Below are 20,248 nucleotides of genomic sequence, written 5' to 3'. Positions count from 1 at the left end.
GCCTCTCAAATTTAAGGGGTTTTGCGCTTTTCTCAGCGACGGACGTCGCCGGGGTAACGGCCGAACCGAAGGTTTCGTAGACGAGATCGAACCACCACGCAGGACGTTCCGATGCCGCTCCTTCGCGACCGTTCCGGCCGCTTCTCGCCACTGCTGGCGCTCACGCTCCTGGCTCTCATGGCCCCGGCCGTCTGGCTCGCCCTGCGCGCCGCGAACGGCGACTTCTCGGGCCCAGCCCTCGCGCCGCCCTTCGGCGTCCCGCCGGGCCTCGCGCCCGACGGACCCTCCGCGTTCGGCGGCGCGGCCTCCGGCGCGGCGCTGCGGCCGGGAGGAGAAGCCTCGGCCCGTCCGATCTACGACGCCATCCATTTAACTGGCGATTGGGCCTTCCGGTTCTTGCTGCTGTCGCTCGCCGTCACCCCGTTCCGGCGGCTCTGGCACTGGAGCCGGCTGCAGCTCGTGCGCCGCCGCATCGGGCTGGCGGCGCTGGCCTACGCCGCCCTCCATCTTGGGCTCTACGCGATCGACCAGGAGCTCGTGCTGAGCCGGATCGCGACCGAGATCGTCTTGCGGATCTATCTTGCGGTCGGCTTCGTGGCGCTGCTCGGCCTGATCGCCTTGGGGGCCACCTCCACCGACGGCATGGTGCGGCGGATGGGGGCGAAGCGCTGGGGCCAGCTCCACAAGGCGGCCTACGGCATCGCGGGTCTTGCCGTGCTGCACTTCGCCATGCAGTCCAAGCTCGATGTCGGCGAACCCATGCTGATGTGGGGCCTGTTCGGCTGGGCCATGGGCTGGCGCTGGCTGCAGGCCCGTCACGACGGCCGCGAGATCGCCCTGCCCTGGTTGCTCGGCCTCGCCGTCGCGACCGGCCTGTTCACGGCCGCCTCCGAAGCGCTGTGGTACGGGCTCGCCACAGGCGTCGATCCTTGGCGCGTGCTGGGCGCGAACCTCGATCCCGGCTATGGCGTCCGCCCCGCCGGTTGGGCGCTGGCGTTCGGGCTGGCGGCCGCGGCGTCGAGCCTGATCGGGGCCCGACGCCGGGGGCCGGAGCGCGCGCGGGCAAGTCGTCCCGCCCCGACCAAGCGCCTGGCGACGGACAGCCCCGCCCCGCCCGCCCGCTGACGCGAACCGTTCAGACCGTGGCGCCGAGCTTCGCCACGATCGCCGCGAAGTTGCGGTCGAGCCGTTCCGCGTCGGCGCGAAACGCCGGCAGCTTCGGCTCGACCTGCGCGCCTAGGCCCGCGGCGGCCTCCACCCCGAGCGCCTGCTCGAGGCTCGCGCGGTACTCCGGGATCCGCGTCCAGTCCTCGGTCGTCTGGGGCGTGATTTCGGAGTGGTATTGAAAGCCGTAGGCGCGGTCGCCCCACCGCATCGCCTGCACCGCGCAGGCGGCGTTGGCGGCGAGAGCGACGGCGCCCTCCGGCAGCTTGGACACTTCGCAGCCGTGCCACTGCAGGGTTTCGATCGTCCGCGGAAATCCGTCGAAGATCGGATCGGACGCTCCGGCCTCCGTAAGATCGACTCGCGCCAGTCCAACCTCGGGCGCGTCCATCGGCGTCACCCGGCCGCCAAGCGCATCTGCGAGCAACTGATGACCCAGGCAGACGCCGAAATAGGGTCGGCGCAGATCCCGCACCCAACTGCGGATGGCGGCCTTCTCGGGCTTGAGCCAGGGATGCGCGTCCTCCTGCCAGACGTCCATGGGGCCGCCCATGACCGCCAGCATGTCGAACCCCTCGAGCTCCGGAATCGGCTCGCCGGCGTCGAGTTCGACCGGGATCCAGTCATGGCCCTTGGCGTCCCAAATGTCGCGGAACACGCCGGGATGCTCTACGTCGAGATGCTGGAAAACCAGAATGCGCATGGTCCGCCCTGCGTCCGCTCGAGTGTCTCGTCGACAGGTATACCATGACGCCGCAGGCGCTGAATTGACGTCGGCGCCTGCTGGCGCGGCGACGCTCGCGCGCGTATAGCGTCGCCGAAAGACTTAGGCCCTTCGTTTCAAGGACGCCCGCCGTGCTCGCCGATCTCTCCGCCGCCGATCTCGAGGGCCTGACGGCCCGCACCCGCGCCGACTACGACGCGTTCCGCGCCCGCGGGCTGAAGCTCGACATGACCCGCGGCAAGCCGGCGCCGGAGCAACTCGACCTCGCGGAAGGCATGCTCGCCCTGCCGGGCAACCGCGACCACATTTCCGAAGCCGGCGAGGACGCCCGCAACTATGGCGGCGTCCAAGGTCTCGCCGAGACCCGCGCGCTGTTCGCCGGCACGCTGGGCGCCACCCCGGACCGCATCGTCGTGGGCGACAACTCCAGCCTCGCGCTGATGCACGACACGATCGTCTGGGCTCTGCTTAAGGGCGTTCCGGGATCGGAGCGACCCTGGAGCAAGGAGAGCGACATCGCCTTCCTGTGCCCTGTCCCCGGCTACGACCGGCACTTCGCCATCTGTGAGGAGTACGGGATCAGGATGATCCCCGTTCCGCTCGTCGGCGACGGGCCCGACATGGACAAGGTGGAGGAACTGGTCCGCGACCCCTCCGTAAAGGGCATGTGGAACGTCCCGAAGTACGCCAACCCGTCGGCGGACGTCTATTCCGACGAGACCATCCGTCGGCTCGCGACCATGAAGACCGGGGCGCCGGACTTCCGGCTGTTCTGGGACAACGCCTATGTCCTGCATCACCTGACGGAGGCGAAGCGCGAGATCCTCAACGTCGTCGACGCCTGCGCCGAGGCCGGCAACCCCGACCGCGCCTTCGTTTTCGCCTCGACCTCCAAGATGACGCTCGCCGGCGCAGGCCTGTCGTTCTTCGCGTCGTCGGCCGCCAACGTGAAGTGGTTCCTGGCGAGCGCCTCGAAGCGCACCATCGGGCCGGACAAGCTGAACCAGCTCCGTCACGTCCGCTTCCTCAAGGATGAAGCGGGCCTGCACGCCCACATGGATAAGCACCGCGCCCTGCTCGCCCCGAAGTTCGCCGCGGTGACGGACGCGCTCGAGGCCCGGCTCGCCGGGACGGGCGCGGCGCGCTGGACGAAGCCGGAGGGCGGCTACTTCGTCAGCGTCGACGTGGTCGAGGGCGCCGCCTCGCGCGTGGTCCAGCTCGCCAAGGAAGCCGGCCTGCTGCTGACCGGCGCCGGGGCGACCTGGCCTCATGGCAAGGACCCGCACGATTCGAACCTCCGGCTGGCGCCGTCCTTCCCCTCGCTTGCGGACGTGAAGGCGGCCTCAGAGGGGATCGCGATTTGCATCCTGCTCGCCGCGGCGGAGGCCGAAAGCGCGAAGCGTCGGGCCGCGGCGGCGTAACAGCCGCCGCTCCGCCGTACGACCTACCGTCCCCCGACGCCCCTGGCCGCCAGCGCGTCGAGGGCTGCCGCTTCCGCGTCCTCGGGCGCCACATGGCGCCAGTCCGCCATGCGATTGCGAAACCACGTCGACTGCCGCTTGGCGTAGCGTCGCGTGTCGAGGCGGGTGCGCTCGACGGCCTCCTCCCGCGCGATTTCGCCGCGCTTCCACGCGGCGAAGGCCTGGACGCCGACCGCCTTCATGACGGGCGCTCCTTCGGACAGACCGCGTGAGACGAGGCGCTCGGCTTCCTCCGCTGCGCCCTCCTCCAGCATGGCCTCGAGCCGCCGCGCGATACGGAGGTCCAGGGCCGATCGGTCCGGCGCCAGCACCAGCCGGAGCGCTGCCTCCGGCGGAAGCAGCGGGGCGCCCGTCTCCTGCTGCCACCGGCTCAACGAGCGGCCCGTGCTCTCGATCACCTCCAGCGCGCGCATGAGCCGCTGCGGATCGGACGGCCTGAGCCGGGCCGCCATGACCGGGTCGCGCGCGGCGAGCTCCGCGTGGAGATCGACGTCCGCCCCGCCGGCGCGGCGCCACCGCTCTCTTATCTCCGGCGCAATCTCGGGCACCGTCGACAAGCCTCGGGTCAGCGCATCGAAATAGAGGCCTGTTCCCCCGACCACAATCGGCAAACGACCGCCGCTCAAAACGCCCTTAACATCCTCTAGCCAGGATCCGACGGCGTAGGGCGTTGCGCCGTCTACATGGCCGTAGAGCGCATGAGGCGCGCGGGCGAGATCGGCGTCCGCGGGACGAGCGCTCAGGACTCGAAGGTCGGCGTAGACCTGCGTGGCGTCGGCGTTGACCACCACGCCGCCCCAGCGTTCGGCGAGGGCGAGAGCCAGCGCCGACTTGCCCGAGGCGGTCGGGCCCGCGATCAGAACCGCCGCGATCGGCGCCGTCATGGATCCTGTCTCATCGCCCTCACCTGCGCGCCGTCCGTTTCCCTGCGCGCCGCGCGGTCGTTATAGACACGAGGATTGCGCCCGCCACGTTCCTTCTCCGCCGGAGTGTCCATGTCCGCCCTCGCCGCCGTGCTGATCGCCAACCCGAACGAGCCCGTGGTCGACGCCGCGCTCGTTATGAAGGCGGCGCAGGTCGTCCAAGGCGCCGAAGTGCGGATGCTCGACGGCGGCGTCGCGGCCGAGTTCATCGTGGAGGGCGAGAGCGATCGCCGCGCGCTCCGCCGTCGCCTTCTCGGCGCGATTGAACGCGCTCCGGTCGACGTCGCCGTCGTCGCGGTCGAGGGCCGCCGCAAGCGCCTGCTCATCGCCGACATGGATTCGACCATGATCGAGCAGGAGTGCCTGGACGAACTCGCCGCGGGGCTAGGTCTGAAGGACAAGGTCGCCGCGATCACCGAGCGGGCGATGCGCGGCGAGATCGAGTTCGAGCCGGCGCTCCGCGAGCGAGTCGCGCTGCTCAAGGGCCTGCCCGCCGCGGAGACCATCGCCGACGTGCTGGACCAACGCATCACTTTGACGCCCGGCGGCCTCGCCCTCGTCGCCACCATGCGCGCGAACGGCGCCTACGCGGCGCTCGTCTCGGGCGGGTTCACCGCCTTCACCGAAGCCGTGGCCGCGAAGCTCGGCTTCGACGAGAACCGCGCGAACGTGCTTGAGGTGGAAGCGGACCTGCTGGCGGGCCGGGTGGTGGAGCCGATCCTCGGCCGGGACGCGAAGCTCGCCGCGCTGAACGACTTGATCAAAGCGAAGGGCCTGGATCGCACGGACACGCTGGCGGTGGGCGACGGAGCGAACGATCTCGCGATGCTGGGCGGGGCCGGGCTCGGAGTGGCCTACCACGCGAAACCTGCGGTCGCAGAAGCGGCTCACGTGCGAATCGATCACGGCGATCTCAGCGCCCTGCTCTATCTACAGGGCTACACGTCCGATGAGATCGTCTCAGGCTGACGCGTTTGCCTGCCGGCTAAGCAAATTCCGCGGTCGTCATCAGTCCGCAGCCCAGATCCGCCGATGTCGGCGCCCAACGGAAAGGCGTTTTCGGCGCATCCCCGTGCCGCGCAACGATTTTTCGCCCCGCGAAACGTCTCGTTAAGCCTGTGACGATCCAATCGCCACGATCGGACGTGCGGGCGGCGCGTTCGACCCGGCTCTGGACCAAGGTCTTCCCATGTCGAGCGTGCGCGGCGCGGCGGTCATCGATCTCGCGGACTACACGGAAAGCATCGGCAGCCGCATCGACGGCTTCCTCTATCGCGGCCTCAATCGCGACGACTACGCGATGGTGTGGGTGTCGTCGGGCTTCCAGGCCCTGACCGGAGAGGACGGCGACGCGTTCGTGCGCCAGCGGAAGTCGTTCAGCGCGCTGATCCATCCCGAAGACATCCAGAGCGTCAACGACGCCGTGGCCAAAGCGCTCGAGACCGGAGGCCGGTGGCAGGTCGCCTACCGCCTCAAGGCCCCGGACGGCGGCTGGCGCTATGTCCACGAGACCGGAGGCGCGTGCGATCCCGATCCCGTCACCGGCACGCCGCAGTATCTCGACGGCATCATCCTGGAGTCCAGCCGACTCACGCGCCTGGCCGAAAAGCTCGACAGCGGCCGCGCCTCCGTGAAGGCGATGAACGGCTCGATCGCGCAAATCTTCAAGACGCTGAAGACCCTGCGCCTGCTGGCGCTGAACGCGCGCATAGAGGCGGCGCGCGCCGCCGAGCACGGCGTGGGCTTCAACGTGGTCGCTCAGGAGATGAACGCGCTTGCGACCACCAGCGAAGGCGTGATGAAGCTGATCGAAGCCGAACTCGGACGACTCAACGAGGCGGTGAAGCTCTAACCTCTCCGCCCCGTCGGACGGCGGCGCTCAGTCGATCGACACCGCCACGAACCGGACGTCGCCCTGGCGATTCGAGAGCAGAAGCAACGCGGTCTTCTTGCCGTCCTTCTTCAGCGCATCGATGCGCGCGGCGACGTCGGAGGGCGTCTGCACCGTCTCCTGCGCCACCTCGATCAGCAGGTCGCCGGGCTGGATGTTCTTCTCCTGAGCGTTCGAGCCCTCGTCGACGCCGGTGACGACCACGCCCTTGGCGTCCGGCTTCAGCTGGAACTTGGTCTTCAGCTCATCCGTAACCGACGAGAACCGCAGGCCGAGCGCTGCGCCGGTCTTCGGCTCTTCGGCCGCAGTCGGGGGCTTCAGCGCGGCGTTCTTCGGCTCGGCCTCCTCCAGCCGACCCACGGTGATCTTGCGGGTCTCCTGCTTGCCCTTGCGCAGCAGCACCACCTCGACCTCGCGATCGATCGGGGTGTCGGCGACGATCCGCGGCAGATCGCGCATGTCGCGCACGCTCTTGCCGTCGAACTTCAGCACCACGTCGCCGACTTCGATCCCTCCCTTTGCGGCGGGGCCGTCGTCGTTGACGCCGGCGATCAGCGCGCCCTTCTCGGCGCCCGAAACGCCGAGGCTTTCGGCGATGTCGTCGGTGACCTGCTGGATGCGGACGCCGATCCAGCCGCGGCGCGTTTCGCCAAACTTGAGGATCTGATCGACCACCGGCTGGGCGGTGTTCGCCGGGACGGAGAAGCCGATGCCGATCGAGCCGCCGGACGGCGAGATGATCGCCGTGTTGATGCCGACGACCTCGCCGTTCATGTTGAACAGCGGTCCGCCGGAGTTGCCGCGGTTGATGGCGGCGTCGGTCTGGATGAAGTTGTCGTAGGGGCCGGAATTGATGTTCCGGTCGCGCGCCGACACGATGCCGGCCGAGACCGAGCCGCCCAGACCGAACGGGTTGCCGATCGCGAGCACCCAGTCCCCGACCCTGAGCTTCTGCGCGTCGCCGAACTTCACCGCCTTCAGCGGCTTCGTGGGCTTCACCCGCAGGACTGCGATGTCGGTCTTGGCGTCCTTGCCTACGAGCTCGGCGGTCAGCTTGGTGCCGTCGGGGAAGTTCACGACGATCTCGTCAGCGCCGTCGATGACGTGATTGTTGGTGACGACGATCCCGCTGGCGTCGACCACGAAGCCGGAGCCGAGCGAGCTCTGCTTGCGCTGCCGCTGCTGCGGGCCGCCCTGGCCGTTCCGCTTGTTGAAGAATTCGTCGAAGAACTCCTCGAACGGCGAGCCCTCGGGCGCCTTCGGCGGGGTCACTTCCTTCTGGGCCGGGGCGTTCTGCGAGGTGGAGATGTTCACCACCGAGTCGAGCAGGCCTTCGGCGAGGTCGGCGAAGCTGTCGGGCGCCGGCCGGGCTTGGGCGGGCGCGAGCGCCATCGGCGAGACCGCGGTCGCGGCGGCGAGGGCGAAGGCGAGCGCGCGGCGGGCGCGGATCGCCTTGCGGACGGCTGGCTCGCTCATGACGTCTCCTCAAAGCTGGTTGGACGCGGGCGGGGGCGCGTCCGATTTCGGCCGCCACTCTACACGACGACGAAAAGGCGAAAAGAGGACGGGGCCGGGGCGCCTTAGACCTGCCTGGCGCTCTTCAGCCTCGTACGAGCCAGACGAGGATCACGCCGACGAGGGCCGAAAACAGGCCGATCGTCCTCAATACGCCTTCGGGCGTCGCGACCACGTTCGCGCTCGCCCTTTTCGCGGCACCGGGAAACCCGGCGAAAAGCACGCCCTCGATCGCGAGCACGAGACCGAGGGCGGCCAACAGGTCGGTCATTGCGCCTGGGCGGGGGCGGCCGGAGCCGCAGGTAGGCCCGAAGGACGCTGGAAGAAGCGGAAGAATTCGCTGTCCGGCGCCAGCACCATCCGGGTCCCCGTTTTCATGCTCGCCTCATAGGCTTGCATCGAGCGGTAGAAGGCGAAGAAATCCTGCTGGCCGCCGTAGGCGTCGGCAAGGAGCTTGGTCTTCTCGGCTTCACCTTGGCCACGCGTAATCTCCGCGTCGCGGTTCGCTTCCGCCACGATGACCTGCGCGTCGCGATCCGAACGCGCGCGGATGCCCTGCGCCTGCTCGGCTCCGCGCGCGCGGATCTGCGCCGCCTCTTGCGCGCGTTCGGAGCGCATCCGCTCGAACACCGCTTTGGAGTTCTGCTCCGGCAGGTCGGCGCGCCGAATCCGGACGTCGACGATCTGGACACCGAAGCGAGCGGCCTCGCGGTTCGCCTGGTCCCGGATGCGAGCCATGATCTGGTCGCGCCGGTCGCGGACGATCTGCTGGAAGCTGTTCGAACGGATCGCCTCGAGCAGCGCGTCGTTCAACACGTTTGTGAGGCGGGTGTTCGCCTGCTCGACGGAGGCCGACACCGCCTGACGGAACACCAGCGGGTTGATGATCCTGTAGCGCGAGAACGCGTCGACGACGAGGCGCTTCTGATCGTTCGCCGTCGCTTCGCGCTCGGGCATGTCGAGGTCCAGGATCCGCTTGTCGATGCGGGTCACGCTCTCGATGAACGGCAGCTTGGCGTGCAGGCCCGGCTGGGTGACGGTGTCGACCGGCTGCCCGAACCGAAGCACGATGACCTGCTCGGTCTGCGTCACGACGTAGAGGGAGCTGTACGCCGCGACGAGCGCGAACACGACGATGGCGGCGACGAAACCGCCGAGGATGTTGCGGTTCATTGGCCCGCTCCCGTGCCGACGGTCGCGCGCGGCGCCTGGCGCTGTTGCTGGCTCTGCTGCTGGGCGGCGCCCTGCAACTGATCGAGCGGAAGGAAGGGCACCACGCCCTGCCCGGACGCCTTCGGATCGATGATGACCTTGTCGACGCCCCCGATCACCCGCTCCATCGTCTCGAGGAACAGCCGCTCGCGCGTGATGTCCGGCGCCGTCCGATAGACCGCCGCGACCTGACTGAAGCGCGACGCCTGTCCCTGCGCGTCGGCGACGACGGCGGCCTTGTAGCCCTCGGCCGCCTGGATGGTCTGGGCCGCGCGGCCACGGGCTTCGGGGACGACGCGGTTGGCGTAGGCCTGCGCCTCGTTGGTCAGGCGGATGCGATCCGCCTGCGCCGCCTGCACCTCACGGAACGCCTCGATGACGTCGCCGGGAGGAGCGATCTTCTGCAGCTGGACCTGAGCGATTTCGACGCCCGAGTCGTAACCGTCGAGCGCCTTCTGCATGAGTTCGCGGACCGCCGCCGCTGTGACGGCGGCCGACTGGACCTCTTCCCTCGGCCGCACCGGCTCGATCGGAGGAGCTCCCGGAGCCGTGGTCGGCACGCTCGCGGCTTCCGTCTCGGGCGTGCCTTCGGTCAGGATCTGCTGAAGCTTCGAACGGCCGACCACCTCGCGCATGGCGCTCTCGGCCACCGCCTTGATCGTGCCTTCGGGGTTCTGGAGATTGAACAGATAGTCCGCCGCGCCGCTCGGGCGGCCGCTGCTGACGTCGGCGGGCTTGATCATCCACACCACCGAGAAATTCACGTCGACGATGTTCTCGTCGCCGGTCAGCATCAGGCTTTCCTGCGGCACCTCGCGGGAGGAGACCGCGGTGCTCCGACCGACGTTGGTCCGCATGCCGACCTCGATCGAGTTCTGCGTCGTGACCTTGGGCGTCAGCACCGTCTCGATGGGATAGGGCAGATGGAAGTTGAGGCCGGGCTGAGTGGTCCGGTTGTAGGCGCCGAAGCGCAGCACGATGCCTTCCTCGTCGGCTTCGACGCGGTAGAACCCTGAGAGCGCCCAGGCCACCACCGCCACCACGGCCAGCACCAGCACGCCGCGCGATCCGCCGCCGCCGCCCGGCAGGACGGTACGCAGACGGTCCTGCCCGCGGCGGATCAGTTCGTCGAGATTCGGCGGCGTGGGGCCCTGCTGCTGGGGACCTTGTCCCCAAGGCCCGCCGGGCTTGCTTCCCCAAGGGCCGCCGCCTCCGCCGCCGCCACTCTGGTTGCTCCAGGGCATCGATGCTCCTTCAGGATGACGGACGGGAACCCGCGCCGTTCGATGTCACGCGCCGCTTATAGGCGACGGCTTTCCCGCGTTCAACGCGAAGGGATTCAAGCGCTCCGCAGGTGGCGTGCGCGTGATCGGCCGTCAATGGCGAAAGCGGGTCGCCTCGATCACAAGCGTTTCAGCCCGCGCTCGCGCACGAGGTCGCGAAACACGAAGGCATGGTCGTCGCGACCGCCGGCCGGATGGGCCTCGCGGAACGTCTCCCGCCATTCCGCGGGATTGTACTCCGGAAACAGCACGTCGCCTTCAGGCTCGGCGTCGATTTCGGTCAGCCGCATGCGCTGCGCCAGCGGAATGGTCAGCGCGTAGATCTCGCCGCCCCCGGCGCTGATGATCTCGTCGGCGCCCATCTCCTCGGCGAGCGCCTCCGCCAGCCCGAGCGCGTCCTTGAGGTCGTGCGCCACGTGGACGCCACCCTCCCGGAACTTGCGGTCGCGGGTCAGCACGATGGTCTCGCGCCCCGGCAGCGCCCGGCCGATGGCGGCGTGGTTGCGGCGGCCGACGATGAGCGGCTTGCCCATCGTGACCTCCTTGAAGCGCTTCAGGTCGCTCGACAGCCGCCAGGGCATGTCGTTGTCGCGGCCGATGACGCGATTGCGCGCCACGGCCGCGAGGATGACGAGAGGGACGCTCACTCGATCGGGCGGCCGCGCAGGCAGAGCGGCGTCCAAAGCGCCTGAACGGTCCGCGTGTCCTCGGCGCCCAGGGTCTCGATCGCCGCGTCGCCGGCGTTGTAGCGGTAGACGAAGCGCACGAGGCTCGGCTTGTCGCGGCCGAGATAAATCGTCGCCTGGCCGCAGACCGCCTCGTCCTTGCCGTTACTGCGGCGGCGGAAGTTCTCGAAGCCGAAGCGGGCCGGCTGTCCGGCGTAAGCCGACTTCAGCTTGGCGCGCAGCGTCTGCTCCGTCTGGGCGTACAGCGCCGGGGTGCTCTGCGCCGCCGCCGCAGCCGCGCTTCCGGTCACGAGCGCCGCGGCCAGCAGCGCCTGAATGCAAAACCGCATCGTCAATTCCCCGTCCCACGCGCGCCGTCCGCGCGCCACAGATTCGCCCCGAGTCGCGCGAACGCGTCCGTATCCCACGCGATACACCGTCCCGCCGCGGGCCGCCACGCTCTCCTGCGCAGAGCCCGAGGCGCGGTGAGAACATGGCGGTGATCAGCCACCAGCCAAGGCCTTGGGAGTTGCACGTCCGCGTGCTCTCAGCGGAGCAGCATCGCCGCGAGCGGCGCGGCCAGCACGTTCATCAGGCCGACCAGCACCATCACCAGCCCGGCGATGGAGCCCTCCTCGCGCCCGATCTCATGGGCCCGCGCCGTGCCCGCGCCGTGAGCGGCGACTCCGAACAGCGCGCCCCGCGCGAGCGCGGAACGGATCGGCAAGTGGTTCAGCATGAGGTCGCCCAAGGCTGCGCCGAGGACGCCGGTGAGCATCACGAACAGGGCCGTCAGCTCCGGCGTGCCGCCGATGTCGCCTGAAACCGTCATGGCGAACGGCGTGCTGATGGAGCGCGGCAGCAGACTGAGCCTCAGCTCGTCGTCGAGCCCCAGCAGGGTCGCGAGCCCCCAGCCGGTCAGGAATGCGGTCGCGCTGCCCGCGGCCATGCCGGCCGCGAGCACCGGCCAATGCCGGCGAATCAGGCCGCGCTGCTCGTAGATCGGCGCGGCGAAGGCGACGGTCACGGGACCGAGAAGCACCGCCAGCCAACCCGCGCCGCCGATGTAGTCGGCGTAGCTCACGTGCAGCGCGAGAACCGCCCCCACGACCAGCGCCGGCGTCACCGCGAGCGGCGTGAGCCACCAGAGCCGCCAGCGGCGGTAGAGCGCCTTCGCGACGAGATAGAAGCCGATCGTCGCCGCCGACCAGAGCAGCGCCTGGCCGAGCGACGCCTCAAGCCGCATGTCCATGGCGCGCCCCCAGACGGCAGCACAGCTCGACGGTGAAGGCGGTCATCCCAATGACGGCGGCGGTGCCGCCCAGGATCACCACCAGGATCTTCAGACCCAGCAGGCCGAGCAGTTCGTGATGGTCGACGACCGCGACGACGAGCGGCACGAAGAACAGCAGCATCTCCGCGATCAGCCAGTTCGCGCCGCGGCGCAGGCTGAACAGGCTGAGCCGGCCGGTGGCGAGCAGCAGCAGCGTGAGCCCCAGGCCGACCACCGCGCCCGGCAGCGGCGCGCCGGAAACGCGCACGACCGCCTCGCCCACGAGCCAAAGCGCCGCGATCAACGCGATCTGGGCGAGCCGGCTGTGGTGAAAGCTGCGGCGAAGGGAAACGGCGATCCGGGCGGCGGTCATGGCGAAAATCTCCAGGCCCCCTTCTACACCCCGATGCGTTATGCCCATAATGACTTGTTAGACTTTTGATCAGTCCTTATAGGAATGATAATGGAGTTCCGGACGTTGCGCGCCTTCGTGGAGGTCGTCCGGCAGGGCGGCTTTTCGAACGCCGCCAAGACGGTGTTCACGACCCAGTCCGCCGTCAGCAAGGCCGTGCGCCAGTTGGAGGACGAGCTCGGCATGACGCTGCTCGACCGCGTGGGCCACCGCGCCGCGCTGACGACCGCCGGCGAGACCGTGTACCGCCGCGCCGTGAAGCTGCTCGCCGAGCGCGACGATCTGCTCGCGGAGCTGGACGAGGTGCGGGGCCTGAAGCGCGGCTCGCTGCGGCTCGGGCTCCCGCCGATCGGCAGCAGCACGCTGTTCGCGCCACTGTTCGCCGTGTACCGCCAGCGCTACCCCGGCGTCGACGTGCGGCTGGTGGAGTACGGCAGCGATCGGCTGGAGGAGCTGCTGCGGGCGGGCGAGATCGACCTCGCCGCTTCGCTGCTTCCGGTCGCGGACGATTTCGAATGGCGCATCGTGCGGCGGGAGCCGCTGGCGGCGCTGCTCGCGACCGGCCATCCGCTGGCGGAACGCCCTTCGATTCGAATGGCGGACCTGCGCGAGCAGCCGTTCGTGCTGTTTGAGCGAGGCTTCGCGCTAAACCGCATCCTGCTCGACGCATGCCGCGCGTCCGGTTTCGAGCCGTCGATCGCGGCGCGCAGCAGCCAGATCGACTTCATCGTGGAGCTGGCGGCGCTCGGCGTCGGCGTCGCGTTCCTGCCGCAGTTCATGGTGGAGCAGCGCCCCCATCCCGGCGTCGCCCGGGTCACGCTCGAGGAGCCGGCCGCGCGCTGGGACATGGCGATGGTCTGGCGGCGCGGCGCCTACCTCTCCCACGCAGCGCGCGCCTGGCTCGCGATCGGCGCCGAGGCGTCCCCCGGATCTTAGAACGCGGTCAGCGCGCGGGCGGGACCAGCCGCAGCAGCTTGGCGTCCGGCCCGTCCGTCAGGACGTAGATCGACCCGTCGGGCGCGACCTTCACGTCGCGCATCCGCTCGTCGCGCTCGGCAAGCAGAAGCTCCTGCCCCACGATCTGGCCGCTCTCCCGCCGGACCCGACGCACCGCCTTCTCCTTTAGCGCGGGAACCAGCAGGTCGCCGCGCCAGCCGGGAAACAGCGCGCCAGCGTAGACCGCGAGCCCGGCCGGCGCGATTGAAGGCGTCCACTCAAGCAGGGGCGCCTCGTAGCCGGTGAGCTCCCGGAACGGGGTGACGCGGGCGAAGGTGTAATCGAGGCCGCCGGTGACGAGCGGCCAGCCATAGTTTGCGCCGGGCCGGATGCGGTTGATCTCGTCGCCGCCGCGAGGTCCGTGCTCGGAGACGAGCAGCGCGCCGTCCGCGGGATCGACGGCGGCGCCCTGCACGTTGCGGTGGCCCAGGCTGAACACCTCGTGCGCCGCCCCCGGCCGACCGGCGAATGGGTTGTCGGCAGGGACGCCGCCGTCGCGGTCGAGGCGCACCAGCTTGCCGAGGTGGTTCGAGGGATCCTGCGCGTCCTCCCGGCGATCGAAGCCGTCGCCGATGGCGAGGACCAGCGTGCCGTCTGGAAGAAAGGCGAGACGGCCGCCGTTGTTGGAGTTTCCGCTCTTCGGCGTGCCGCTGAACAGCGTTCGGACGTCCTCGAGCCGCTCGCCGGCGAGCGTCGCCCGCACCAGCCGCGTGCCGTTGGCGCCGCGTTCGCCGTAGCTCATGGTGAGGTAGATCCACCCATTGGCCGCGAAGTCCGGGTCCGGGACCACGTCCATCAGGCCGCCCTGCCCGCCGTTGTAGATCGACGGCAGGCCGTCGAGCGCGACGTCCCGCATTTCACCGGCGGCCGAGACCACCCGCAGCCGGCCCGCGCTTTCGGTGATCAAGCGGCGACCGTCGGGCAACAGGGCGACCGACCACGGCCGATTGAGGCCCGCGACGACCATCTCGACGACGTAGCTTGCGGGATCAGCGCGGGGCGCGTCCGCGCGGGCTGCGAGGGGCGTCAGGGCAAGGGCCAGAACGGCGGCGGCGAACGCGCGTGGCAAGGGTCGCTCCGGTGGGGTTGCGCGCTACAAAGGGTTGGGTCGCGCCCCCGCGCGGCAAGGGGCGAAGCGCCGCACGACTGCGCGAGAGGATTCGAGACCCGTGACCAAGGCTCTGCGACTGGCGCTTCCGTTTGGCCTCGCCGTGCTCGCGACCGCGCTCGTCGCCAGCGTCGTGCAGACGCAGGTGAACCTCGCCGCCCTCGCCCTTCTCGGGGCGCCGCTGACCCTCGGCCTCAACGCGGCGACGACCGCGGAGGACCTCGTGCGGTTCGGACCGGTGATGGCGGCGATCGCGGGCGCGGCGCTTCTGCCCGCGCTCCTCGTCGGCCTGCTCGCCACGCGCTTTGCGCCGCGCTGGCGGACGGCGATTTTGGGGCTCGCGGGCGTCGCAGGGCTTTGGACCGCCTTTGCGGTCATGGGGTTCTTCACCCCGATGCCGACGCTGGTCGCCGCAGTCCGAGGCGCGGTCGGGCTTGCGCTGATGTGCACGACCGGCCTTGTCGGCGGGCTCGTCTTCGCCCGCCTGACCGATACTGACCGACGCGTCAGGCGCTGACGATCAGCGCCTCGCCCTTGCCGGCGACGTTGAGATCGCCCGCGAAACGCCGCGCGCGCGTGAGGCCCTCGCCGAACAGCTCGGCCAGCGCCTCGGAGCGGCGAACCAGCACTCGCAGCATGACGAGGTCGTGCTCGCCGGCGTCCGCGAAGCCGGACGACAGCCCCTCCGCGGAGCGCAGCAGCAATGTGCCGCGCTTCATGCCGCGTCCGGCGAGGCCGCGGAGCGCGCCGCCGACCGCGAAGGTGCCGGCGATCAGGTCGGTCGCGGCGCCTTCGGCCACGTCGCCCTTCACGACGATGACGCCGCCGCGCTGGCGTTCGCCCGCCCGAAGGCCAGCGGAACCGCCAACCACGACGGTTCCGGAGCTGAGTCCACGCCGGGCCCCGTCGCCGGCGGCGCCGAGCCGCTCGCCGACGTCGCCGGAGATGGTGACGTGGGCGCCCGCGAGCTCGCTCGCGGCATAGGCGCCGGCCGAGCCGTTCACGACGACCGAGCCGCCCGTCGCGCCCTTGGCCAGCTCAGCGCCGACGTCGCCGTCGACCACGAGTTCGCCCGAGGTGAGCCCGGCCGCGACCCGGTCGAGCAGCGGCGAGCCGCCGGCGATCGTCAGCCGATCCGCGCCGGAGCCGGACACGGAGAACAGGTCGCCGAGCGCCACGCGCCGGAAGCCGTAGCCGATCGACAGCCGCTCGAGGTCGCTTGCTCCGGGAAGCGCGCCCGTGAGGTCGACGCGCGCGTCGAACGCGCCGCGGGGGGTGAGGACAAAGCCGGTCACGCCATGATCTCCCGCAGCTTGAAGTGATAGGGGCCGAGATTGCCGCCGTAGTTGCCGGCGTCGATCGCGACCACGCCCTTGTCGCGCCCGAGCGCCACCAGCGCCTCGATGCCCGCCTTGGTGCAGGCCGAAACCGCCTCGAAGCTGACGCCGTCGATCACGATCTCCTGCACGGAGGCGACCTCCGGGGGCAGCTTGGTCTCGGTCTGCGCGCGCAGCGTCGGGCAGTAGGCGTTGTTCGAGGAGGCGAACATGCCCTTGTACTTGGAGCCGACCTTTGAGCCTGAGCGCACGATGCCGCCGGGGAACGGCAGGATGCAGCCCTCGACCTTCTCCATCGCCTCGACGGCGACTTCCGCCGCCGCGAGCGTTTCCGCGCGCGAGGTTCCAAGAATCAGGATGTTGCCGCCGCCGACGCCCGAAACCGTGCCGCTCTCGTGGTCACAGACGAACTCTCCTTCCATGACAGGCACGCGCCAGATGCGGCGGCCGTCGACGTTCTTGGCGATCTGCCAGCCGTCGCCGAAGTAGCGCAGCGCCTTGCCGATGGAGACGACGTCGCCGCCCTCCATGCCCGCGTAGCAGGCGGAGGTGGGCGAGGTCAGCACGCACTGGCCGATGCGCAGCGGCACGACGGCCTTCAGGCCCTTGATGTCCATGGCGAAGATCAGCACCGCCACGCCCGGACGGCCGTCGGGCGTGTCCTCGGGCGCGAGCTCGCGCTCGACGCCGGCCTCGCAGCCGCAGCCGATGACCGAGGTCGCGAAGCCCGTCATGGTCTTCGCGGCGATCATCGCCCACTTGGGGGTGTCGGCGGTGATGATCAGGCGCGTGCCGACCATCGGAAACGCCTCCGCGAACGAATCGCGGATCTCGACGCCGTTCAGGATCATGCCGACCTCGTCGTGGCGTGGGTGACCGCGCCCTGCCCGTCGCGGATCTCGTCGTCCGCGATCTTGAACGTCTTCGCCTTGAAGCCCATCGCCTCGTCGAACCAGCGGTCGAGCTTCGTCTCGATCCCCGTGTCGTAGTCCGGCGCGACCTGGTGGGTCTGGCCGTAGGCGATGCTGACGATCTCGCCGTCCTTCACGATGACCTGGCCGTTCTTCAGCACGTAGTCGGCCTTGGTGAACATGGCCTCGCGGTCCGGATCGTCGCGGTAGATCACCACGTCGCCCACCGCGCCCGCGCCGAGATGGCCACGGTCCTTGAAGCCGAGGATCTTGGCGGGCGCCGCGCGGGTGACGATCGCGATCTCCTCCAGCGTGTACTCGCGCTTCAGCTCGCCGACGATCGAGTGCTTGCGCACCGCCTTCGGCAGCCGCGCGAAGTGCTCGTCGCGGAAGTCCTTGTCCATCAGCAGCCGAATGAGGTGCGGATAAGTGGTGAACGGCGCGCCGTTGGGGTGGTCGGTCGTCAGGAAGATCCGCCAGGGGTCCTCGACCAGCAGGAACAGCTCCAGCCCGATCGCCCACTGCAGAGCGTTCACGAAGGACTTTTCCTTGTAGACGAAGGGGACGATGCCGCAGGCGGCGTCCATCTCCATGTCCATCCCGATCCACCGCTTCGGCGACGCGATGCCGCGGTTGCGGTGCTGCGACATCAGGTCAGCCGAGGCGGTCACGGTCTGACCGAACATCACCTGCCCGACGTCGATCGAGATGTTCGGGTTGGCGTTGACCGCCTCCGCGATCTTGGCCGCGCCGGACGAGAACTTCTTGTCGCCCTCGGTTCCGTAGGAGTGGAACTGCACATGCGTCATGTGCAGCGGCAGTCCTTCCGTCGCCGCGATGGTCGCGAGCGTCGTGTCCTCGTTGCCGGGAACCCCCAGATTGCAGCCGTGGAGATGGATCGGATGGGCGAGGCCCAGCTCCGTCACGGCCTTGATCAGCGTGGTCAGGATCGTGCGCGGCGTGATCTCGTAGTGCGGGTTCGCCTCGTCGAGATCGAGCTTCCGCTGGTTGAACTTAAAGGCGTTGATGCCGCCCGGATTGACGATCTTCACCGCCATCGCCTTGGTCGCCGCGAGCTGCCAGGCGACGTAGTCATTGACGGCCTGCTGGCCGGCTCCGCTCGAGATCAGGTCCAGGAGGAAGTCGTCGTTGCCGAGCACCACGTATCCGCCGGTGTCGAGGAAGGGGATGTCCTTCATCTCGGCGTGCATATGGCGAGCGTTGGCCGCGACCATCGCGGGCTCGAACACCGCGGTGTAGCCCATCTCGGCGTAACGGCATCCGGTGGCGTGCGCGGTCATGGTGGAGAGGCCGCCGCCACAGCCGCAGAAGTCGCCTTTGGGCTCGCGGTTGGCGCGCTGCTCCTCGACCATCAGCAGCCGAGTGATATTCGACTTGCCGCCGGCGATGTGGCTGTGGATGTCGATCGCGCCGGCCATGACGACGCCGCCCCGGGCGTCGATCGTCTCCGTCGCTCCGGAGAAGCCCTTGGCGTCGACGATGCGGCCGCCGTCGATGACGACGTCACGGACGACGCTGGACTCGCCGTTCGCCGGGTCCAGAACCCGGCCGTTGATGATCCGCACGGCGCTCATGCGCGCGCCTCCGAAATGAGCGTCACGACGTCCGCGACGCTCTTCAGCCCCGCGTCGCGATAGCGGCGCAGCGGCAGACCGACAACGGAGTCGGCGCGGAACGCGAGCCCCTGGTGATCGAGCCCGGGCTGTCCGACGGGGATGAACACGGCCGGCTCCGTGTCAAACACGGTGTCCGGATGCGAAAGCGCGATGACCGCAGCGGCCGACGCTGGCGGAAGCTCGGGCCGGAAGGCCGAGGTCCAGACCACGAGATCGGCCTCCTTGACCGCGTTCGCAGTGGCGTAGGCCGTCTGGTCATGGTCCGAGACACCGTCGCGGAAGCCGACGCGCAATGGGAAACCGACGTTCCAGAGCGTGGCGTGGTAGGCGCCGGTGAGGTTGTCCTTGCCGGACAGCGGAAGGCAGGCTGCGCGGGTGGTGACGTTGAGCGCGTCGACGACCGAGACGGCGCGTTCGATCACGAGGTCGCCGTCGTCGTCGAGCGAGGCCGCGCTCCAGGCGAGCACGCCGTAGCGGGCGGCCTTCAGCGCCTCGGCGAGCGCCTTGATCTCAGGGCCGGCGGCGGGAGGAACCGACCCCGCCACAAGCGCCGACAGCTGCGACAGCGCGTCGACCAGGCCGCCTTCGGGCGTCGCGATGATCTCGACGCTCAGACCCTCAAGCTGGCTCTTGGCGTCCTCGGTCGGGGCGCCGCCGAGAAAGACCACGCGGCGCGGGCCTTCGACGAAGCGACCCGTCGCCGGCAGCACCCGCTCGTAGACTCGGTGATAGGCTTTTGACGGATCGGGGCCCACCACGACGAACAGGTCGCAGCGGTTCCGCACCTCGGCGAAGGTGGTCGCGACCCAGCCCTTGCGCTGGGAGCTCGCGAGGTTCCGAAACATGCCCTCGGAGGCGTAGTGGTCGACGCTGCCGCCGGTCTTGGCGGCGAGCTTCAGCACGGCGCGAACGCCGTCGACGTCGGTCCCGAGGCCCGCATAGGCAATCGTCTTGGAGGCGCCGAGGCGCTTCGCAGCTTCGGCCACGGCCTCCTCGAACGAGACGTCCCTGCCCGCGATCCGCGCCGAAGGCGCCGGAGCGCCGGAGCGCGCGAACAGCTGCGCCGCGCGGCCGCAGGTTCCCTCCGCCGCCGTGACGGCGGCGCCGTCGACGGTGAGCGTGACGTCGTCGCAGCCGATCCCGCAGAACGGGCAGACGACGTCGTGGCTCGTCGTTTCCGCCATGTGGCCCTCAGTCATACTTCACATAGGAGAAGCGAAGGTCGCCTTGGGGTGTGCCTTCGAGGGCGTCGTCTTCCGCGGGCTTCCACTGCACGACGCTCTCGATTTTCGCCGCGAGCTCGAAATCGCGCTCGGTGATGCCCTTGGCGTCGTGCGACATGAGACGCACTTCGACCCAGGCGTAGGAGGCGGTCAGATCGGGATGGTGCCACGCCGCCTCGGCAAGATGGCCGACGGTGTTGATCACCATCAGCGTGCTCTTCCAGCCTGTCGTCTTGTAGGTGCGGCGTATCCAGCCGTCCTCGAGCCGCCACTTGGGAAGGTCAGCGGCGAGACGCCGTTCGACTTCCTCAGGCGGGATCGTCGTTTTCGGATCGGCCACTTGGGCGCTCCTCGGGTTTTTGATTTGACCGGGACCGTTACATGGGCGGATCAACCCGCGCAACGCGGCGCGACGTTTCGTCCGGCTAGGCTTTTGGCGCATCCCGCAAGGATGGCGCGGGCGGTTTGCTGCCCCTAAGGTGCGCGCGGAAAC

Annotated in this window: 22 protein-coding genes; 6 read left to right on the top strand and 16 right to left on the bottom strand. The window is 69.5% G+C overall.

What is annotated here, in order from left to right; all coding sequences use genetic code 11:
• The first annotated feature begins 111 nt into the window (after positions 1–111).
• Complete coding sequence (locus tag METY_RS09400) at positions 112–1,125, top strand: sulfite oxidase heme-binding subunit YedZ (protein WP_103121123.1); 1,014 nt, start codon at positions 112–114, stop codon at positions 1,123–1,125.
• A 10-nt stretch (positions 1,126–1,135) separates the two neighbouring features.
• Here METY_RS09400 and METY_RS09395 read toward each other — a convergent pair whose 3' ends face one another.
• Positions 1,136–1,867 (bottom strand): type 1 glutamine amidotransferase, encoded by a 732-nt coding sequence (locus METY_RS09395; protein WP_103121122.1) that lies wholly within the window; start codon positions 1,865–1,867, stop codon positions 1,136–1,138.
• 152 nt (positions 1,868–2,019) lie between these two features.
• On the opposite strand from METY_RS09395, the gene METY_RS09390 reads away from it, so the two are divergent.
• Positions 2,020–3,309 (top strand): aminotransferase class I/II-fold pyridoxal phosphate-dependent enzyme, encoded by a 1,290-nt coding sequence (locus tag METY_RS09390; protein WP_103121121.1) that lies wholly within the window; start codon positions 2,020–2,022, stop codon positions 3,307–3,309.
• Between the two features lie 23 nt (positions 3,310–3,332).
• On the opposite strand, the gene miaA is transcribed toward METY_RS09390, so the two are convergent.
• Positions 3,333–4,253 (bottom strand): tRNA (adenosine(37)-N6)-dimethylallyltransferase MiaA, encoded by a 921-nt coding sequence (gene miaA, locus METY_RS09385; protein ID WP_103121120.1) that lies wholly within the window; start codon positions 4,251–4,253, stop codon positions 3,333–3,335.
• A 111-nt stretch (positions 4,254–4,364) separates the two neighbouring features.
• On the opposite strand from miaA, the gene serB reads away from it, so the two are divergent.
• Both serB and METY_RS21665 read left to right on the top strand, forming a co-directional pair.
• Positions 4,365–5,261 carry a phosphoserine phosphatase SerB gene (gene serB / locus METY_RS09380; protein WP_103121119.1) on the top strand — a complete coding sequence of 299 codons (897 nt, stop codon included), beginning with the start codon at positions 4,365–4,367 and terminating at the stop codon, positions 5,259–5,261.
• Positions 5,262–5,481: 220 nt separating this feature from the next.
• Entirely contained in the window at positions 5,482–6,144 is a 663-nt protein-coding gene (locus METY_RS21665; protein ID WP_103121118.1) for a PAS domain-containing protein, read from the top strand.
• 27 nt (positions 6,145–6,171) lie between these two features.
• Here METY_RS21665 and METY_RS09370 read toward each other — a convergent pair whose 3' ends face one another.
• The 8 genes from METY_RS09370 to METY_RS09335 form a co-directional block, all read right to left on the bottom strand.
• Positions 6,172–7,659, bottom strand: coding sequence for a Do family serine endopeptidase (locus tag METY_RS09370; RefSeq protein ID WP_103121117.1), 1,488 nt, complete (start codon positions 7,657–7,659; stop codon positions 6,172–6,174).
• Between the two features lie 124 nt (positions 7,660–7,783).
• Positions 7,784–7,969, bottom strand: a complete 186-nt coding sequence (locus METY_RS09365; protein ID WP_103121116.1) for a DUF2065 domain-containing protein — start codon at positions 7,967–7,969, stop codon at positions 7,784–7,786.
• Positions 7,966–8,871: a protease modulator HflC gene (hflC, locus tag METY_RS09360; RefSeq protein ID WP_103121115.1), complete on the bottom strand. Its 906-nt coding sequence runs from the start codon at positions 8,869–8,871 to the stop codon at positions 7,966–7,968. The genes METY_RS09365 and hflC overlap by 4 nt, the downstream gene beginning before the upstream one ends.
• Entirely contained in the window at positions 8,868–10,154 is a 1,287-nt protein-coding gene (gene hflK, locus METY_RS09355) for a protease modulator HflK (protein ID WP_103121114.1), read from the bottom strand. The genes hflC and hflK overlap by 4 nt, the downstream gene beginning before the upstream one ends.
• 158 nt (positions 10,155–10,312) lie before the next feature.
• On the bottom strand, positions 10,313–10,840 hold the full coding sequence (locus METY_RS09350) for a dihydrofolate reductase (protein WP_103121113.1): 528 nt from the start codon (positions 10,838–10,840) through the stop codon (positions 10,313–10,315).
• Complete coding sequence (locus METY_RS09345) at positions 10,837–11,208, bottom strand: hypothetical protein (RefSeq protein ID WP_103121112.1); 372 nt, start codon at positions 11,206–11,208, stop codon at positions 10,837–10,839. Before METY_RS09345 ends, METY_RS09350 begins: the two co-directional genes overlap by 4 nt.
• Positions 11,209–11,405: 197 nt before the next feature.
• Entirely contained in the window at positions 11,406–12,104 is a 699-nt protein-coding gene (locus METY_RS09340) for an LrgB family protein (protein ID WP_444849080.1), read from the bottom strand.
• The gene (locus METY_RS09335) at positions 12,094–12,504 is read right to left on the bottom strand and encodes a CidA/LrgA family protein (RefSeq protein WP_103121110.1); all 411 of its coding nucleotides are present in this window, start codon (positions 12,502–12,504) and stop codon (positions 12,094–12,096) included. Before METY_RS09335 ends, METY_RS09340 begins: the two co-directional genes overlap by 11 nt.
• Positions 12,505–12,594: 90 nt before the next feature.
• On the opposite strand from METY_RS09335, the gene METY_RS09330 reads away from it, so the two are divergent.
• Positions 12,595–13,479: a LysR family transcriptional regulator gene (locus METY_RS09330; RefSeq protein ID WP_103121109.1), complete on the top strand. Its 885-nt coding sequence runs from the start codon at positions 12,595–12,597 to the stop codon at positions 13,477–13,479.
• 7 nt (positions 13,480–13,486) lie between these two features.
• Here METY_RS09330 and METY_RS09325 read toward each other — a convergent pair whose 3' ends face one another.
• Positions 13,487–14,608, bottom strand: coding sequence for a PQQ-dependent sugar dehydrogenase (locus tag METY_RS09325; protein WP_200819638.1), 1,122 nt, complete (start codon positions 14,606–14,608; stop codon positions 13,487–13,489).
• A 100-nt stretch (positions 14,609–14,708) separates the two neighbouring features.
• Between METY_RS09325 and METY_RS09320 the strand changes: the two genes are divergently transcribed.
• Positions 14,709–15,164 carry a hypothetical protein gene (locus METY_RS09320; protein WP_103121108.1) on the top strand — a complete coding sequence of 152 codons (456 nt, stop codon included), beginning with the start codon at positions 14,709–14,711 and terminating at the stop codon, positions 15,162–15,164.
• On the opposite strand, the gene METY_RS09315 is transcribed toward METY_RS09320, so the two are convergent.
• Genes METY_RS09315 through METY_RS09295 form a run of 5 tightly spaced genes read right to left on the bottom strand, consistent with a single transcriptional unit; the run spans position 15,154 to position 20,095 of the window.
• Entirely contained in the window at positions 15,154–15,942 is a 789-nt protein-coding gene (locus METY_RS09315) for a formylmethanofuran dehydrogenase subunit C (protein WP_103121107.1), read from the bottom strand. The genes METY_RS09320 and METY_RS09315 overlap by 11 nt on opposite strands.
• Positions 15,939–16,835, bottom strand: coding sequence for a formylmethanofuran--tetrahydromethanopterin N-formyltransferase (fhcD, locus tag METY_RS09310; RefSeq protein ID WP_103121106.1), 897 nt, complete (start codon positions 16,833–16,835; stop codon positions 15,939–15,941). The genes METY_RS09315 and fhcD overlap by 4 nt, the downstream gene beginning before the upstream one ends.
• Positions 16,832–18,490, bottom strand: coding sequence for a formylmethanofuran dehydrogenase subunit A (locus tag METY_RS09305; protein ID WP_103121105.1), 1,659 nt, complete (start codon positions 18,488–18,490; stop codon positions 16,832–16,834). Before METY_RS09305 ends, fhcD begins: the two co-directional genes overlap by 4 nt.
• The gene (locus tag METY_RS09300; protein ID WP_103121104.1) at positions 18,487–19,716 is read right to left on the bottom strand and encodes a hypothetical protein; all 1,230 of its coding nucleotides are present in this window, start codon (positions 19,714–19,716) and stop codon (positions 18,487–18,489) included. The genes METY_RS09305 and METY_RS09300 overlap by 4 nt, the downstream gene beginning before the upstream one ends.
• Before the next feature lie 7 nt (positions 19,717–19,723).
• Positions 19,724–20,095 carry a 4a-hydroxytetrahydrobiopterin dehydratase gene (locus METY_RS09295; protein WP_020185157.1) on the bottom strand — a complete coding sequence of 124 codons (372 nt, stop codon included), beginning with the start codon at positions 20,093–20,095 and terminating at the stop codon, positions 19,724–19,726.
• Positions 20,096–20,248: the final 153 nt, after the last annotated feature.

The sequence above is a fragment of the Methylopila sp. Yamaguchi genome (assembly GCF_002897035.1).
Classification (GTDB): domain Bacteria; phylum Pseudomonadota; class Alphaproteobacteria; order Rhizobiales; family Methylopilaceae; genus Methylopila.
This window is presented reverse-complemented; position numbering and strand designations above follow the sequence as displayed.